The organism is Enterobacter sp. JBIWA008, assembly GCF_019968765.1.
In the GTDB taxonomy this organism is placed as follows: Bacteria; Pseudomonadota; Gammaproteobacteria; order Enterobacterales; family Enterobacteriaceae; genus Enterobacter.
The window spans coordinates 2,176,695-2,192,486 of the sequence record NZ_CP074149.1; the positions used below are offsets into that span (position 1 = coordinate 2,176,695).

16 protein-coding genes are annotated in these 15,792 nt (G+C 56.9%); 2 read left to right on the plus strand and 14 right to left on the minus strand.

Going from position 1 to position 15,792, the window contains the following annotated elements; all coding sequences use genetic code 11:
• Nucleotides 1–307: 307 nt before the first annotated feature.
• The 10 genes from nth to blr form a co-directional block, all read right to left on the minus strand.
• Nucleotides 308–943: an endonuclease III gene (gene nth / locus KGP24_RS10650; protein ID WP_008500570.1), complete on the minus strand. Its 636-nt coding sequence runs from the start codon at nt 941–943 to the stop codon at nt 308–310.
• On the minus strand, nt 940–1,626 hold the full coding sequence (locus KGP24_RS10655; RefSeq protein WP_023311374.1) for an electron transport complex subunit E: 687 nt from the start codon (nt 1,624–1,626) through the stop codon (nt 940–942). Before KGP24_RS10655 ends, nth begins: the two co-directional genes overlap by 4 nt.
• A gap of 2 nt (nt 1,627–1,628) precedes the next feature.
• Nucleotides 1,629–2,249 carry an electron transport complex subunit RsxG gene (rsxG, locus tag KGP24_RS10660; RefSeq protein ID WP_223563281.1) on the minus strand — a complete coding sequence of 207 codons (621 nt, stop codon included), beginning with the start codon at nt 2,247–2,249 and terminating at the stop codon, nt 1,629–1,631.
• A gap of 10 nt (nt 2,250–2,259) precedes the next feature.
• Entirely contained in the window at nt 2,260–3,312 is a 1,053-nt protein-coding gene (gene rsxD, locus KGP24_RS10665) for an electron transport complex subunit RsxD (RefSeq protein ID WP_223563282.1), read from the minus strand.
• Nucleotides 3,313–5,334, minus strand: a complete 2,022-nt coding sequence (gene rsxC / locus KGP24_RS10670) for an electron transport complex subunit RsxC (protein WP_223563283.1) — start codon at nt 5,332–5,334, stop codon at nt 3,313–3,315.
• The gene (gene rsxB, locus KGP24_RS10675; RefSeq protein WP_223563284.1) at nt 5,327–5,905 is read right to left on the minus strand and encodes an electron transport complex subunit RsxB; all 579 of its coding nucleotides are present in this window, start codon (nt 5,903–5,905) and stop codon (nt 5,327–5,329) included. The genes rsxC and rsxB overlap by 8 nt, the downstream gene beginning before the upstream one ends.
• Entirely contained in the window at nt 5,905–6,486 is a 582-nt protein-coding gene (gene rsxA, locus KGP24_RS10680) for an electron transport complex subunit RsxA (RefSeq protein WP_032657707.1), read from the minus strand. Before rsxA ends, rsxB begins: the two co-directional genes overlap by 1 nt.
• A 76-nt stretch (nt 6,487–6,562) precedes the next feature.
• Nucleotides 6,563–7,003 (minus strand): DUF2569 domain-containing protein, encoded by a 441-nt coding sequence (locus KGP24_RS10685; protein WP_029740310.1) that lies wholly within the window; start codon nt 7,001–7,003, stop codon nt 6,563–6,565.
• A gap of 86 nt (nt 7,004–7,089) precedes the next feature.
• Nucleotides 7,090–7,305, minus strand: coding sequence for a transcription modulator YdgT (ydgT, locus tag KGP24_RS10690; protein ID WP_013096896.1), 216 nt, complete (start codon nt 7,303–7,305; stop codon nt 7,090–7,092).
• A gap of 231 nt (nt 7,306–7,536) precedes the next feature.
• Nucleotides 7,537–7,662 carry a division septum protein Blr gene (gene blr / locus KGP24_RS10695; protein ID WP_168112406.1) on the minus strand — a complete coding sequence of 42 codons (126 nt, stop codon included), beginning with the start codon at nt 7,660–7,662 and terminating at the stop codon, nt 7,537–7,539.
• 243 nt (nt 7,663–7,905) lie between these two features.
• Here blr and KGP24_RS10700 point away from each other — a divergent pair, with 243 nt between their 5' ends.
• Nucleotides 7,906–8,946, plus strand: a complete 1,041-nt coding sequence (locus KGP24_RS10700) for an oxidoreductase (RefSeq protein ID WP_223563285.1) — start codon at nt 7,906–7,908, stop codon at nt 8,944–8,946.
• 53 nt (nt 8,947–8,999) lie between these two features.
• Here the strand turns inward: KGP24_RS10700 and add are convergent, their stop codons facing one another.
• The 3 genes from add to malX form a co-directional block, all read right to left on the minus strand.
• On the minus strand, nt 9,000–10,001 hold the full coding sequence (gene add, locus KGP24_RS10705; protein WP_223563286.1) for an adenosine deaminase: 1,002 nt from the start codon (nt 9,999–10,001) through the stop codon (nt 9,000–9,002).
• Nucleotides 10,002–10,097: 96 nt separating this feature from the next.
• Nucleotides 10,098–11,270 (minus strand): MalY/PatB family protein, encoded by a 1,173-nt coding sequence (locus KGP24_RS10710; RefSeq protein WP_223563287.1) that lies wholly within the window; start codon nt 11,268–11,270, stop codon nt 10,098–10,100.
• A 48-nt stretch (nt 11,271–11,318) separates the two neighbouring features.
• Complete coding sequence (malX, locus tag KGP24_RS10715) at nt 11,319–12,911, minus strand: maltose/glucose-specific PTS transporter subunit IIBC (protein WP_029740306.1); 1,593 nt, start codon at nt 12,909–12,911, stop codon at nt 11,319–11,321.
• Between the two features lie 177 nt (nt 12,912–13,088).
• Here malX and KGP24_RS10720 point away from each other — a divergent pair, with 177 nt between their 5' ends.
• Nucleotides 13,089–14,117, plus strand: coding sequence for a Mal regulon transcriptional regulator MalI (locus KGP24_RS10720; protein ID WP_223563288.1), 1,029 nt, complete (start codon nt 13,089–13,091; stop codon nt 14,115–14,117).
• A gap of 56 nt (nt 14,118–14,173) precedes the next feature.
• On the opposite strand, the gene KGP24_RS10725 is transcribed toward KGP24_RS10720, so the two are convergent.
• A complete protein-coding gene (locus tag KGP24_RS10725) occupies nt 14,174–15,706 on the minus strand; it encodes a YdgA family protein (protein ID WP_223563289.1) in 1,533 nt (510 codons plus the stop codon).
• Between the last annotated feature and the right edge of the window lie 86 nt (nt 15,707–15,792).

The window sequence follows — 15,792 nt, forward strand, 5'->3', positions numbered from 1 at the left end:
TTTGGCGCTTAGTGCAGTGATATGGCCCATATTCTGAAAAATAGCTGGTCTTATCTTCGGCAATGGAAGGGGAGTAACTTGTCAGACAAAGGGTTTAGGCGGATTTTGACAACAAAAATTCAACATGAAGTTATCAGGGTGATCGCGATCACAGATGTATAGAAATTTTTGGCTATGAATAAAGTATTAACCTGTTTGAGCGTTAAACAACAGAACAAGTGACAGGTCAAGGGAAATGAAAGACGGACAAATAACGGGCAAAAGAAGAGCATCTGGTAGCCCTTCTTTTGGTATGGGATTGCGTCGATCAGGGATACACTTTTTCTTTGTATTCGCAGAGATCTTCAATAATACAGGAGCCACAGCGAGGCTTACGGGCAATACAGGTATAACGGCCGTGCAGAATCAGCCAGTGGTGGCAATCAACCTTAAATTCTGCCGGAACTACTTTCAGCAGCTTCTCTTCGACCTGCTCGACGTTTTTCCCCGGCGCAAAGTTAGTCCGGTTAGACACGCGGAAAATATGCGTATCCACGGCGATGGTCGGCCAGCCAAACGCGGTGTTGAGCACCACGTTCGCGGTTTTACGCCCCACGCCCGGTAAGGCCTCCAGCGCGGCGCGGTCCTCCGGTACTTCGCCTCCGTGCTGTTCCAGCAGGATCCGGCAGGTCTTAATGACATTTTCGGCTTTACTGTTAAACAGGCCGATGGTTTTGATATACGACTTCACGCCTTCCACGCCCAGCTCCAGCATGGCTTTCGGCGTATTGGCGACCGGATAGAGCAGGGCAGTGGCTTTATTGACGCTCACGTCGGTAGCCTGTGCAGAGAGCAACACCGCGATCAGCAGCTCAAACGGGGAGGTAAAATTCAGCTCCGTCGTCGGGTGCGGGTTCTCGTCCCGCAGACGGGTCAGGATCGCAATGCGCTTTTCTTTATTCATGATGCCTTCTCGGGTGTCCCTTCCAGAACGCTGCGCTCAGCCGCGCGGCGCTTACGTTTCTCATCAATCAGGTATTTTATCGCCAGCATCATGCCAAGGCCAATAAACGCGCCAGGGGGCAGCATCGCCAGCAGGAATGGCGTATCGGTGTGGAACACTTCAACGCGCAGCGCTTTGGCCCAGCCGCCCAGCAGCGCATCTGCGCCGTCAAACAGCGTGCCGTTGCCGAGGATTTCACGCAGGGATCCCAGCACGAACATGGCGCACGTGGCGCCCATGCCAATGGAAAAACCATCCAGCGCCGACATGGCAGGGCTGTTTTTCACCGCGAAGGCTTCCGCACGCCCGACCACGATACAGTTGGTGACGATAAGGGGAATAAAGATCCCGAGCGACTGGTACAGGCCGAACGCGTAGGCGTTGATGAGCATTTGTACGACGCTAACAACAGACGCAATGATCATGACGTAAATCGGAATACGAATTTCCGACGGCGTCCAGCGGCGCAGGGCAGAGATGGAGAGGTTGGTCAGGGTGAGCACCAGCGTGGTTGCCAGACCCAGACCGAGCGCGTTGGTGGCGGTGGACGTTACCGCCAGCAGTGGACACATCCCGAGAAGCTGTACCAGCGCGGAGTTGTTCTTCCACAACCCCTGGACGATAACCTCTTTAACCTGGCTCATGATTACTCCCCACAGGCCGGAAGATTGTTGATTTGCGCGGGCAGCGTTTCAGCATACAGCCCGGCTCGTTTTACGGCGTTCACTACGGCGCGCGGCGTGATGGTCGCGCCGGTGAACTGGTCGAACTCGCCGCCGTCTTTCTTCACCGCAAACGCGGTGTCACCTTCGCCATGGATAACTTTACCGGCGAAGTGCAAAATCCAGTCGCTCAGCCGGGTTTCAATTTTATCGCCAAGACCCGGCGTCTCATGGTGTTCCGTCACGCGTGTGCCCAGTATCGTGCCGGTGAAATCGCTGCCGACAAGCAGCTGAATGGCGCCGGAATAGCCGTCGGGCGCCGTCGCTTCCATCACTGCGCCTACCGGTTTATCCCCTTTGCGGGCGATAAAGACACGGTGCGTGCCTTTCCCAAGCTGCGGCGCGTCTACCACAAAGCAGCTTTTTTGCAGGTCATTATCGTAGAAATCTGACGGGATCACCTGATCGAAGAGCGCCTTTTGCTGCTTAGAGGCCTGTTCTTCGATGGTCGTTTTGGTTAACGAGTTAACCAGGGCCGTCAGCCCGGTCAGGACCGCGGCGAAGACAGCCAGCGTGACGCCGTGTTTTTGCATCGTTTTTAACATGGCGAAACCCTTAGCGATGGCCGTACACGCGCGGACGCGTGTAGTAGTCGATGAGCGGAACGGTAATGTTGGCGAGCAGGACGGCAAACGCAACGCCGTCCGGGTAACCGCCAAAGCTGCGGATGAGCCATACCAGTAGGCCTGCCAGCGCGCCGAAGATCAGGCGGCCGCGGTTAGTCGTTGACGCCGTAACCGGATCCGTCAGGATAAAGAAGGCACCTAACATGGTCGCACCGGAGAGCAAATGCATCTGCGGGCTGGCCAGGGATTCAGGAGAGAAGACCCATCCCAGCGTCGCGCAAACCGCCAGCGTCACGAGGAAGCTGACCGGAATATGCCAGCGAATGGCTTTCTGCTGCAGCAGGAACAGGCCGCCCAGCAGATACGCCAGGTTGACCCACTGCCAGCCTGCGCCCGCCAGCATGCCGCTGTAGATCGCGGATTTCATGATCTGCTCAACGCTGTGCCCGGCGTGCAGGGACGTTTTAAAGGTATCGAGAGGCGTGGCCTGGCTGATGCCGTCCACGCCCATACGCAGCGCGTTCATATCCGCACCGAGCGCCGTCTGTCCGGTAAAGATAACGTGCAGCGCATCCATAAAGCCCGGAACCGTAGCTGCAATCTCGTGCGGTGGCAGCCAGCTGGTCATCTGCACCGGGAAGGAGATCAGCAGCACCACGTAGCCAATCATCGCCGGGTTAAACGGGTTATGGCCGAGCCCACCGTACAGCTGTTTGGCAATGATCACGGCAAACACGGTACCAAGGACCACCATCCACCACGGGGCGAACGGCGGGATACTGATGGCCAGCAGCAGGCCGGTCAGCAGCGCGGAGTTGTCGGCAAGAATGCGGGAGACAGCCGCCTTGCGCAGCTTAAGCACAAGGGCTTCCGCCGCGACGGCGCTGGCGCAGCCCAGGATTATCTGGAACAGGGTTCCCCAGCCGAAAAACCAGCACTGAACGGCAATGCCCGGCAGCGCGGCCAGGCAGACCAGCATCATGATGCGCGATGTCTGGCGCTGATTGTGGGTGTAAGGGGAGCTTGCGATTCTGAAAACCATTTAATCCTCGTTAACTGCTTGCTGTGCGGCTTTCTTCGCCTGAACGCGCGCAATGGCGGCGGCGACGGCGGCCTTGCGCGGGTCATCGTTGGCGACCTGCGGCTGTTCTTCCTGCTGCGCTGCCTTACGGGCTTTGGCGCGTGCAATTGCCGCTTCGACGGCGGCTTTGCGCGGATCGACCGGTGCTTCAGGTTCTACCGCAGGAGCCTGCTGCGCTGCTTTGCGCGCTTTGGCACGGGCAATCGCCGCTTCGACGGCCGCTTTGCGTGGATCGACCGCATCCTGCTCGACGACTACCTGCTGCTCACCGGCTTTGCGGGCTTTGGCCCGGGCTATTGCCGCTTCAACGGCGGCTTTGCGCGGATCGATCTCAGCATCTGCCTGGACCGTTTGCGCCTTTTCAGCCTGACGGGCGCGCGCTGCGGCCTTACGCGCTTCACGCGCGGCAATCGCTTCGCTGTTATCAGGTTTCTCACCCGCTGGGATCACCACAGGCTGTGCCGCGGTCGCTTTTTTCTCGCGAACGCGGGCCAGTGCGGCGTTGATCGCTTCCTGATCTTTCCCGGCAGGCTGAACGGCGGCCTGCTTATGGCGTTCCTGACGGGCGATTTTTTCGCGCTCCAGTCGCGCCTGACGCGCTTCGAAGCGTGCCTTGGCTTCCGCAGCGCGTTTTTCTTCCATGGAGATGGCATAAATCTCGGCCTTCTCCTGACGGAAGTATTGCACCAGCGGAATGTTGCTTGGGCAAACCCAGGCGCAGGCACCGCATTCAATGCAGTCGGCCAGGTTATGGGCTTTTGCCTTATCGTGCAGCTGGCCTTTGCTATACCAGTACAGCTGCTGCGGAAGCAGATCCGCCGGGCAGGCGTCGGCACAGGCGCTGCAGCGAATACAGCCTTTCTCTTCCTGCTCTTCACCCATTTCGGTTGGGGAAGGGGCGAGCAAACAGTTAGTGATTTTGACTACCGGAACGTCCAGCCATGGCAGGGTAAAGCCCATCAACGGGCCACCCATGATCACCATCTGGTCGCTGGCCGGGCAAAATTCAGCCTGTTCCAGCAGATGGCGCACCGGCGTACCCAGGCGCGCCCAGACGTTGCCCGGTCGGGAAACCGACTCGCCGGTCAGCGTCACTACGCGTTCGGTCAACGGCTCACCGTCAATCACCGCGCGTTTCACCGCATAGGCGGTACCGACGTTTTGCATCAGCACGCCGATATCCGAAGAGCGTCCGCCGTGCGGGACCTGCTTCCCGGTGAGAATTTGCGTCAGCTGTTTTGCGCCGCCAGAAGGGTACTTGGTCGGGATAACGCGCAGGCTAATATCGTGACTGCCCGCCAGCACGGCGCGCAGCATCGAGATAGCCTGTGGTTTATTGTATTCAATCCCAATCAGCACTTCCCGCGGCTGCAGAATGTGCGCCAGGATGCGGATGCCTTCCACCACCTGAGCGGCGCAATCCTGCATCAGACGATCGTCTGCGGTGATATACGGCTCGCACTCGGCGGCATTGATAATCAGCGTCTGAATGTTATCGCCGCCGCCGCGCAGCTTGACGCCGGTCGGGAAGCCCGCGCCACCCAGACCTGCAACGCCGAACTGATGAATTCTTTCGATAAGCGCTTCGCGGCTGCGGGAGCGGTAGTCGCTCCAGCCGTCACGGTCGATCCAGCGGTCTTCGCCGTCGGCTTCAATAATCACGCTCAGCTCTGACAGCGCGGACGGATGAGCCACCGTATGAGGGGCAATCGCCACCACTTTACCGGAGGTGGGGGCGTGTATCGGCAGCATACGTCCACGGCCAAAGGTCAGCGGCTGACCGCGGAGAACCGTATCGCCTTCTTTCACGCACAGCTCGCCCTCAGCGCCAATATGCTGCTTGAGGGGCATGACGTAACGCGTCGCCAGCGGAATTTGACGCAGCGGCGTGCCGTTGGACTGGGTTTTCATCTCTGGCGGATGGATACCGCCGTCAAAGTCCCAAATCTTCTCTTTTCTGAAAGCAGAAAATAACTTAAGCATGTTGTTCCACAGGAATGATGCGAACCGGAATGGTTTGAAGATCCCACTTCCAGCTTTCGGTAGTCGTTTCAACCGGGCGCAGCTCAATACATTGCGTCGGGCAGGGGGCAACGCAGAGGTTACAGCCGGTGCACAGATCCGCCACAACGGTGTGCATGGCGCGGGTGGCGCCAACAATGGCGTCAACCGGGCAGGCCTGAATACATTTGGTGCAGCCGATGCAGTTGGCCTCGTCGATCACGGCCAGGGCACGGACCGGTTCCTGCACCTCCGCATCGCCATCCACGGGCTGCGGATCAACGTTAAGCAGGGCCGCAATTTTCAGCATCACCGCTTCGCCGCCGGGGGCGCAGCGGTTAATTTTTTCACCCTGAATCCCTACCGCTTCAGCGTAGGGACGGCAGCCCGGGTAGCCGCACTGCCCGCACTGGCTTTGCGGCAAAAGCTCATCAATTTTTTCAACGACAGGATCGTCCTCTACCGCGAAACGGCGGGAGGCGCAACCCAGGATAAGGCCAAACACCAACCCCAGGACGCTGATAGAGGCGATGGCAATCCAGATAGCATTCATTACAACTTCACCAGACCACTAAAGCCCATAAAGGCCAGAGACATTAAACCCGCGGTCACCAGCGCAATCGCGTTACCGCGGAAGGGCGCAGGGATATCCGCTGCCGCCAGACGCTCGCGAATCGAGGCGAACAGGACCATAACAAGTGAGAAACCGACGGCGGCGGAAAAACCGTACAGCGCCGACTGCATAAAGTTATGGCCAAGGTTGATGTTAAGCAGCGCAACGCCGAGAACGGCGCAGTTGGTGGTGATCAGCGGCAGGAATATACCCAGCAGGCGATAGAGGGCCGGGCTGGTTTTACGCACCACCATTTCAGTAAATTGCACAACAACCGCAATGACCAGAATAAAAGCCAGCGTACGAAGATAGATTAAGCCCAGCGGGATAAGGATCCAGGTATCAATCAACCACGCGCAGATGGACGCTAGCGTCATCACGAAGGTCGTTGCCAGCCCCATGCCCATCGCCGTTTCCAGCTTTTTGGACACACCCATAAACGGACACAGACCAAGGAACTTCACCAGAACGAAGTTGTTAACCAGCACGGTGCCGACAAAGAGCAGTAAGTAATCGGTCATTATTTAGCCTGAAATAAAAAAGCCGCCTATTATCGGACAAACTCACGCAGGCGACAACAGGTTATCTGTAGGGTTATTACGGGTTCACGAAGGTGTTTTTTACCCGCGTCGAACGCTTGAAATAGGGGACCAGCAGCGCGGCGGCCAGTAACGGGAAAAGCAGCTGACGAACGGCCAGAGCGTCTGATACGGGCGAAAAAGCAAACGCTTTAACCGCCAGCAGAACCGAAATCAGCAGCCAGATGATGTAGTGCTTAGGCACACTCTTGCGGCGCTTAAAGAAGGCAATGGTCAGCCACAGGGTGTAGTACCACATTCCAATCGCGAAAACGAACGACACAAACCACATCGCAATATTCAGCACGCTTTGCGACATCAGGGTCTGGATAGCGTGAGGGGTAATCAGTGCGGTGGTATACAGCAGCAGCGCAAGTGATGCGCTTAATAATGCAACCAGCAGCCATGCCAGTGGGGCGATTAACCAGCCTCCAATGCGATCTCCAGGCGTTGCGGTCATGAACTCTCCCATAATCTGCGCGAAATGTTGTACAGCCAGTTTGCAGGGCGGAGAGTATATAACATTTCGCGCGGATGGCTACTTTCTTATAAAACGTAACGCCATACGGACTTAGGCACTTCACCCACGTTGAACAAACGACCACCGGAAACCAGCTCCGCACGGCGATGGTCAGCGGCGCGATACATATTAATGATGTCCTGATTATCAGACAGGGTGTAGTTCAGATGGTCAAACAGTTTTTCCAGGCTCTCAAGCGAATTGATCTTGCGAAATTTTAATAAATAGTCCTGAACTGTCATATTAATAAGTTTCCATATAAAAGTGAGTAATACCAGTTAAGGTAATTCGTTCGAATAATAAACGGATTAATAAAGACGTAAACAGCACACTCAGGTAATGCGACGAAATTAGGAGTTTTCTTTGCTGAAATTCAGGCATCAGACGATGCCTGGAAGAGAAGGTTAACCGTGTTCACCAGGGCTGGCAATACGTAACTGACATATTATGTCACTCTTTATTGCAGTAACCGGTTACTTAGGTTGGGCGACCGTGACAGGCTCCGGCGGCTGGTAGTTATCGATATGGCTGGCAACGCCCAGCAAAATGACCGAAACCCCAAGGACAATCCATCCCGCTAATTCAATGATTCGATTAATAATTGACGTCATGATTCGTAGTTGTACTTTATCCATAAATACAGGTCGCAGATGTTACAGCGACGATTCCCCGACGGCAAGCGCTTTGGGAACGGTTCCCTTAAACAAAATCAGTAGGTTAATACTATGTAACAAAAACACCCCGTATAACCTGCTATTTTAAGTCATATGGAACATTATTAATCTGTGGTAATACCAGGCTAGCCAGTGTGAAATAAGAACGTCATATAAGAGGATGGCACTATGAGTGATAATTTCCGCGTTGGGCTTATAGGTTACGGGTATGCGAGCAAAACGTTTCATGCGCCTCTGATAGCCGGGACGCCGGGGATGGCGCTGGCGGCGGTATCCAGCAGCGATGCCGCTAAAGTCCATGCCGACTGGCCCTCCGTGCCGGTTGTCTCTGAACCTAAACACCTTTTCAACGATCCGAATATTGATTTAATCGTTATACCCACGCCGAACGACACCCACTTTCCGCTGGCAAAGGCCGCGCTTGAAGCCGGTAAGCACGTGGTTGTCGATAAGCCCTTTACCGTCACGCTGTCTCAGGCTCGCGAACTGGATGCGCTGGCAAAGAGTCTGGGCAGGCTGCTGTCGGTTTTCCATAACCGCCGCTGGGACAGCGATTTTCTGACGGTAAAACGGCTTCTCGGTGAAGGCACTCTAGGGGAGATCCTCTTTTTTGAGTCGCACTTTGACCGGTTCCGCCCGCAGATACGAAACCGCTGGCGCGAGCAGGCCGGTCCGGGCAGCGGTATCTGGTACGATTTAGCCCCGCATCTGCTGGATCAGGCCGTCAATCTTTTTGGTCTGCCGGTGAGCATGACTGTCGATCTGGCCCAGCTCAGGCCCGGGGCGCAGACGACCGATTACTTCCACGCGGTGCTCAGCTACCCGCAGCGACGGATTGTGCTTCACGGCACGATGGTCGCGGCCGCGGAATCGGCCCGCTATATTATTCACGGCACGCGCGGGAGCTACGTGAAGTTTGGCCTCGATCCGCAGGAGGACCGGCTGAAAAGCGGTGAGCGTCTGCCGCAGGAAGACTGGGGCTATGACATGCGCGACGGCGTCGTCACGCGGGTGGAAGGCGAGGAACTGGTCGAGGAGACCTTGCTGACGATCCCGGGTAACTATCCTGCCTATTATGCAGCTATCCGCGATGCTTTGAACGGCACGGGCGAAAATCCGGTTCCGGCCAGCCAGGCGATTCAGATTATGGAGCTGATTGAGCTGGGTATTGAATCTGCCAAACATCGCGCCACGCTCTGTCTGGCATAAGTTTTTGACGTTGTTGTAGGCCGGGTAAGCGCAGCGCCACCCGGCAAAAGGGTTTACGCGGTTGCCACCTTATCCCGCAGCGCCTGCTTCTCAGCAGGCGTCAGGAAGGCGATCTCCAGCCCGTTGATCTGCGCCTGACGGATCTGCTCGCGGCTCAGACCCGCCTGCGGTGCGGCGATGTTGTATTCGTGGATGATATCCACGCCCTGTACCGCCGGATCGTCAGTGTTCAGTGAGGCCAGCACGCCGTGCTCGAGGAACGTTTTCAGCGGATGATGCGCCAGCGTTGCGACGGTGCTGGTCTGAATGTTAGACGTCAGGCACGACTCAATTCCGATACGCTGCTCCGCCAGGAAATCCATCAGGGCGCGATCTTCTACCGCCTTCACGCCGTGACCGATACGCTCGGCGCCCAGCTCGCGGATGGCCTGCCAGATGCTTTCCGGGCCAGCTGCTTCACCCGCATGCACGGTAATGTGCCAGCCGGCATCGCGCGCGCGGTTGAAGTGGGAGAGAAACAGACTGCCCGGGAAGCCAAGCTCGTCACCGGCGAGATCGACAGCGGTGATGGCATCGCGATGGGCCAGCAGCGCTTCCAGCTCCTGCAGGCAGGCGGCTTCGCCGAAGGTACGGCTCATGATGCCAATCAGGCGGGCCTGAACATCGAAGGTTTTGCACCCTTCGCGCACCCCTTCAATGACGGCTTCCACCACGCCTGCAACGGGCAGGCTGTGGGTCATCGCCATGTAGCCCGGCGAGAAGCGCAGCTCGACGTAATGCAGGCCGTTACGGGCCGCATCTTCAATGTTCTCAAACGCCACGCGGCGGCAGGCATCCAGCGAGGCCAGCATCTTCACGCCCCAGTCGAGTTTACTCAGGAAGCTGACCAGGTCCGGCTCATTAGAGGTCACCTGAACGTGAGGGATCAGCGATTCAAGCGTCTGCGCAGGAAGCGTTAAATTGAACTGGCGGCCAAGATCGAGGATGGTTTGGGCACGAATGTTACCGTCAAGGTGACGATGAATATCAGTTAAAGGCAGGCGTGTATCAATCATGGTCGCACTCTTTTCTGGTTAAAGTGCGCCATATTATAAAAACAAAACGGGGTAAAAAGCTATTTGCGCAAGGGAATATTCCGTTGCGCAAATTGATTACAGGAGTGCGTTAATCCCGGCGATGAGGCGTTGAACGCCTTGTTCCAGCTTGCTGCGCGGAGAGCCTGCGTTCAGGCGAACAAAGCCGTTTCCCTCTTTGCCGTAGGTATATCCCGGCATAATGGCGACTTTTTGCTGTTCGATCAGCACTTTTTGCAGCGCCCGATCGTCAATGTTCAGCGGGCGCAGGTCAATCCAGGCCAGGTAGGTCGCTTCGGGCGGCTGCCAGTTCAGTTTCGGAAAAGCGCGGTTTACTTCCTGCGCGATATACAACAAATTCTCTTCCAGATACCCCCGCAGGGCATCCAGCCACGGCGCTCCCTGCTGATAGGCGGCGATATGCGCCGTCAGCGCCAGAACGGAAGGGGAAGAGAGTCCGTCCCGACCTTTTAGCGCGCTGAGGTAACCGTTACGGCTCTCTTCATCGCCAATCAGGCCGTAAGCGCCCGTCAGCGCCGGAATATTAAAGCTTTTCGAGCCGGAGGTGAGAAGCGCCCATTTGCCGCGCGCCACCTCGTTCCACGGCGTGTGGCGATGCTCACTCCACACCATATCCATATGTATTTCATCGCTGATCACCGCCACGTCATAGCGTGCGCACAGCCCCGCCATCTGCGTCAATTCCTCCCGCGTCCAGACCTTGCCGGTCGGGTTTTGCGGGCTGCACAGCAGCAAAATTTTGTTTTCAGGTTTCGCGAGTGCCGCTTCTAACGCAGCCATATTTCCCTGCCAGCCTGCGGCATGCTTTTCCATCTCCACGGGCACCACATGACGCGCATTCCCTTCAATAGCTTTGTAAAACGCGTCGTATGCCGGGGTGTGAACCACTACGCCGTCGCCGGGGTTTGACCAGAGACGAATCAACTCTGACACCATGTAGATAACGGAAGGACCATAAACGACGGATTCCGTATCAATCTGGCTGTTAAAGCGCTGCTGGAACCAGTGCGCGACGGCGGCGAGAAACTCATCGTTCTTCCAGCGGCTGTAGCCCAACACTCCGTGATTAATGCGCTGATGAAGCGCGTCGGTAATGCAGGGCGCGGTGGCGAAATCCATATCAGATATGGTGAAGGGCAGCAGATCGGCCGCACCAAAGCGGTCGGCGACGTAGTCCCACTGCGTACACCAGGTGCCGTGTCGATCCACGACGGTAGAAAAATCAAACATGACGTGAGTCCTTAAAGTAAAACCCCCTCATGAGAGGGGGCTGAGGCATCAGGCTTCAACTGTTCGCATCAGGGTTGCCAGCTCATCCTTCACCGACTGTACCTGCGGGCCGATAACCACCTGCAAATTGTGCTGATTTAACTGTACCACGCCGATGGCCCGGTTGGCTTTCAGGGCGTTGGTATCCACTTTTGACATATCCGCCACCGACAGACGCAGGCGGGTAATGCAGTTATCCAGCGAGGTGATGTTATCCGCGCCGCCCAGCGCCGCCAGAATGGCAGGGGTGTTATAGCCGGATTTGCCCACGGTCCCGGCAACCGCCTGTTCAACGCTGCTCGCCGTATCGGTATCGCGGCCAGGCGTTTTGAGATTAAAGCGGGTGATGGCGAAGCGGAAGATGCCGTAGTAAACCGCAAACCAGATAGCCGCCACGACCGGCACCAGGTACCACTTGGTGGACAAACCGTGCAGGATCCCGAACACCACGAAGTCGATCACGTTGCCGTCGGTGTTGCCGATGGTCACGCCGAGCACTGCCATCACGGTAAAGCCCAGACCGGTCAGCACGGCGTGGATGAGGTACAGCACCGGTGCGACGAACAGGAACAGGAATTCGATTGGCTCGGTCGTACCGCCCACGACGCAGGCAATCACGCCGGAAATCAGCAGGCCTTTAATTTTATGACGGTTTTCCGGGCGCGCGCAGTGGTACATCGCCAGCGCGGCACCCGGCAGGCCGCCGAGGAAGGCAGGCATTTTACCCTGGGACAGGAAGCGGGTGGCGCTTTCCGAGAAGCCGTGGGTAGTCGGGCAGCTCAGCTGCGCCTGGAAGATGGTCAGCGCACCGCTCACATCGTGACCGCACACCTCCATGGTGCCGCCCGCTTCGGTGAAGCGAATCAGAGCCACCAGGATATGCTGCAGGCCAAACGGCAGCAGCAGACGCTCGCCGGTGCCGAAGATCATCGGACCAAAATCTCCCGCGCCGTTGATGATGCGGCCAATGCCGTTGATGCCCATCGCAAAGACCGGCCAGATTAGCGGGATGATTAAACCGAACAGGCCCATGACCACCAGGGTAACAATCGGCACGAAGCGGGTACCGCCGAAGAAGGCCAGGGCATCCGGCAGCCGGATATTATGGAAGCGCTCGTGCAGCATCCAGATAATGACCCCGGCGATCACCGCGCCGAGGATCCCGGTATCAATAGACTGGATACCAATCACGCTCTGAATGTTGTTGGCTTTCAGCACGGCAGCGTCGGTGGTCGGCAAAATGCCTTTCGCGGTCAGCCAGAAGTTAACCGCCAGGTTCATCACGGCGTAACCCACAAAGCCGGCAAACGCCGCGACGCCTTTGTTTTCGCGCGCCAGGCCCAGCGGGATAGCGATACAGAACATCACGGGCAGGAAGCTAAACGCAAAGGAGCCAACTTTACTCATCCAGATGAAGATCGCCTGCAGCACCGGGGTACCGAGGAACGGGATCAGCGTGATGACGTCTTTACTGCTCAGCGAGCTGCCGATCCCAAGCATGATCCCGCAGAACGAGAGGAGTGCCACGGGCAGCATAAAGGTTTTACCCAGTTGCTGGAAAAATTCCCACAGCGATATTTTTTGTGCTGCTTTCGCCGTCATAAAACGACTCCTTTATTGTTAAAATCAGTTTGTCTGCTTCAATGCTGCGAGAAGATAAAACGTTTTATCAAAGTTTAGTGCGCGCTAAATCACATTCTCAGGCTTTGACTGGTAGTATAAAGATAACGTATTGATAAAACGTTTTACCGATCTCATTTCAGGGAGTCACGCCGACACATGGCTGTAGCGAAAAAAATCACCATCAACGATGTCGCGCTGGCGGCGGGCGTTTCCGTCAGCACAGTTTCTCTGGTGCTAAGCGGAAAAGGGCGCATCTCACCTGCGACCGGTCAGCGGGTGAACGAGGCGGTTGAACAGCTGGGCTTTGTGCGTAACCGTCAGGCGTCGGCGCTGCGCGGCGGGCAAAGCGGCGTGATTGGCCTGATTGTTCGCGACCTGACGTCACCTTTCTATGCGGAGCTGACCGCAGGGTTAACTGAAGCGCTTGAAGCGCAGGGGCGAATGGTCTTTTTGCTGCACGGCGGGCGCGAGGCCGATCAGCTTCTCTCCCGTCTAGATATGCTGCTGAACCAGGGCGTGGACGGGGTTATCGTCGCCGGGGCGTCGGGCGTGGGCAGCGAGCTGTGCGAGCGCGCCGCCGAAAAAGGCGTGCCGCTGGTATTTGCTTCGCGCGCCAGCTACCTGGACGAGGCCGATACGCTGCGCCCGGATAACATGCAGGCTGCGCAAATGCTGACCGAGCATCTTATTCGTCGCGGGCATCAGCGTATTGCCTGGCTGGGTGGGAAAAGCTCGTCTCTGACCCGCGCCGAGCGGGTAGGAGGCTACTGCGCGACGCTGATTAAATACGGTCTGCCGTTCCACAGCGAATGGGTCGTGGAGTGTGAATCCAGCCAGAAGAAAGCGGCGGAAGCGATAGGTGCGCTGCTGCGAAGCAGTCCGACGATCAGCGCCGTGATTTGCTACAACGACGTGATTGCCATGGGCGCCTGGTTTGGCCTGATCCGCGCCGGGCGTCAGAGCGGCGAGGGCGGGGTGGAAACTTTCTTCGGCCATCAGGTAGCGCTCGGGGCGTTCGCTGACGTTGGTGAAAATGCGCTCGACGATCTGCCGATCGTCTGGGCTACCACCCCAGCGCGGGAGATGGGCTACACGCTGGCGGACAGGATCATGCAGCGCATAGACAATATGGATGTGCAGGCCGGGCACCAGATTGTGTCGGCGCGGCTGGTGACGGTGAAGTAATCTCCGCTGCACATCGCCCGGCAATAAAAAACCCCTCATGCGAGGGGTTTTGACGTTTACTGCTGCGGTGCCGCGGGAGCGGCTGGCGCTGCCGGTTCAGCCGGTTCCGGCATCCCCAGCGTCGGCATACCAAACATGCCGACGAAGTCTTCCAGCGGCATCTTGTCGCCGTTGAGCGTTACCTGGCCGTTGGCATACTGCAGGCTGGTGGAAATCGTGTTGTTGTCCACTTTGGTGATGCGGAACATCTGGCCCATTGCCGCCAGACCTTTCACCTGCTGGTTCGCCAGCTTGCCGGCGTCTTCATCGCCGTAGCCTTCCAGCTTCGCAATCTGGGTCATAAACTCGGTCGCCATATCCATCGGGATGGTCAGCTTGCTGTCGAGCGACTTCACGCTGCGATCCACTTCCTGCGCCAGCGTCTGCGGTTCACCCGTTGCGGTTGCCGGATCTTTCAGGAACAGAGACAGATTAAAGCTGGTTTCGCCTTTGCTGTTTTTCCAGCTCAGCGGCGCAACGGTTACCACCGGCTCGCCTTTCAGCAGGACAGGCAGGTTGTTGAACAGTACCGCCATCGCCTGCTGCTGGTACACTTCAGGGTTCTGCTGCAGCGCGGCATCGGTCAGCAGCGCCTGGCTCTCTTTGCTGTATTTCTGGCTAAACTCGTGCCATGCCTGGCCGTCGATATTGCCGATCTTCAGCGACAGTTTGCCGGTGCCCAGGTCCTGATTCTGCACCTTCAGGCTCTTCAGCGTGTAATCCAGCTGCGTGTTGATGCTCTTACCGTCTTTGGAAACGTCGGATTTGCCGTTGACGTCCATGCCTTCCAGCACGGCCATCTCTTTTCCTTCAACCGCAATGGCAACCTTGTCGAGAGACAGTTTTTGATCGCCGATACGTTCCTGGAAATCGGTCATTCGGCTGTTACCGTCTGCTTTCAGGTTGCTGAAGGTAAGCTGAACCTTTTGGTTATATTCGTTCACGGCATTGACCAGGCCGCTTTCCGCTTCACCCGTCAGAGAGAACACATTTCCGTCGCGGTCAGCATCGAGTTTGAAGTGACCGCCGCTGAAGGCGACTTTCTCATTCTCTTTCTCGTAGTTCAGCGCTTTCAGGGCAATATCGGAACTTGTGTCACCGGCATAGCTAATTCGGGTATTAATGTCGAAAGGCGATTCATTCTTCGCCAGGTCAAACAGCGGTTTGGTGACGTCGTTATTCACCAGCACGGTATGAACGGACGCCATCGACGGGATCAGGTTAAAGGACTTCAGCTGCGCCAGCGGCAGCGGACCGTGGCTCACCACCTCGTCCAGCACCACGCTCTGGCCCGGTTTCAGCCAGCCGTTTTCAGCACCGGCAACCGGCTTCACTACCAGCTGCATACGGCTGGTAAACACGCCGCGATGATAATTCTGGTAGCTCAGCTCAAGACCTGCCTCCGGCGCGCTGCGCTTAATTTCGCCGTTAGCCTGCGCCACCATCTCAGCCAGACGGCCTTCCAGCTGTTTTCCGGTAAACCAGGAGGCTCCCGTCCAGACCACGCCCAACGCTACAATCACTCCAACCGCTACGACCGATTTTTTCATTGCGACTATCCCTAAAATGAAACCAGGCGGTAAAAACCGCCTGGAGATATTAAGCCTGCAACTAGCTTAGCAAGAGTTGTTAAAAA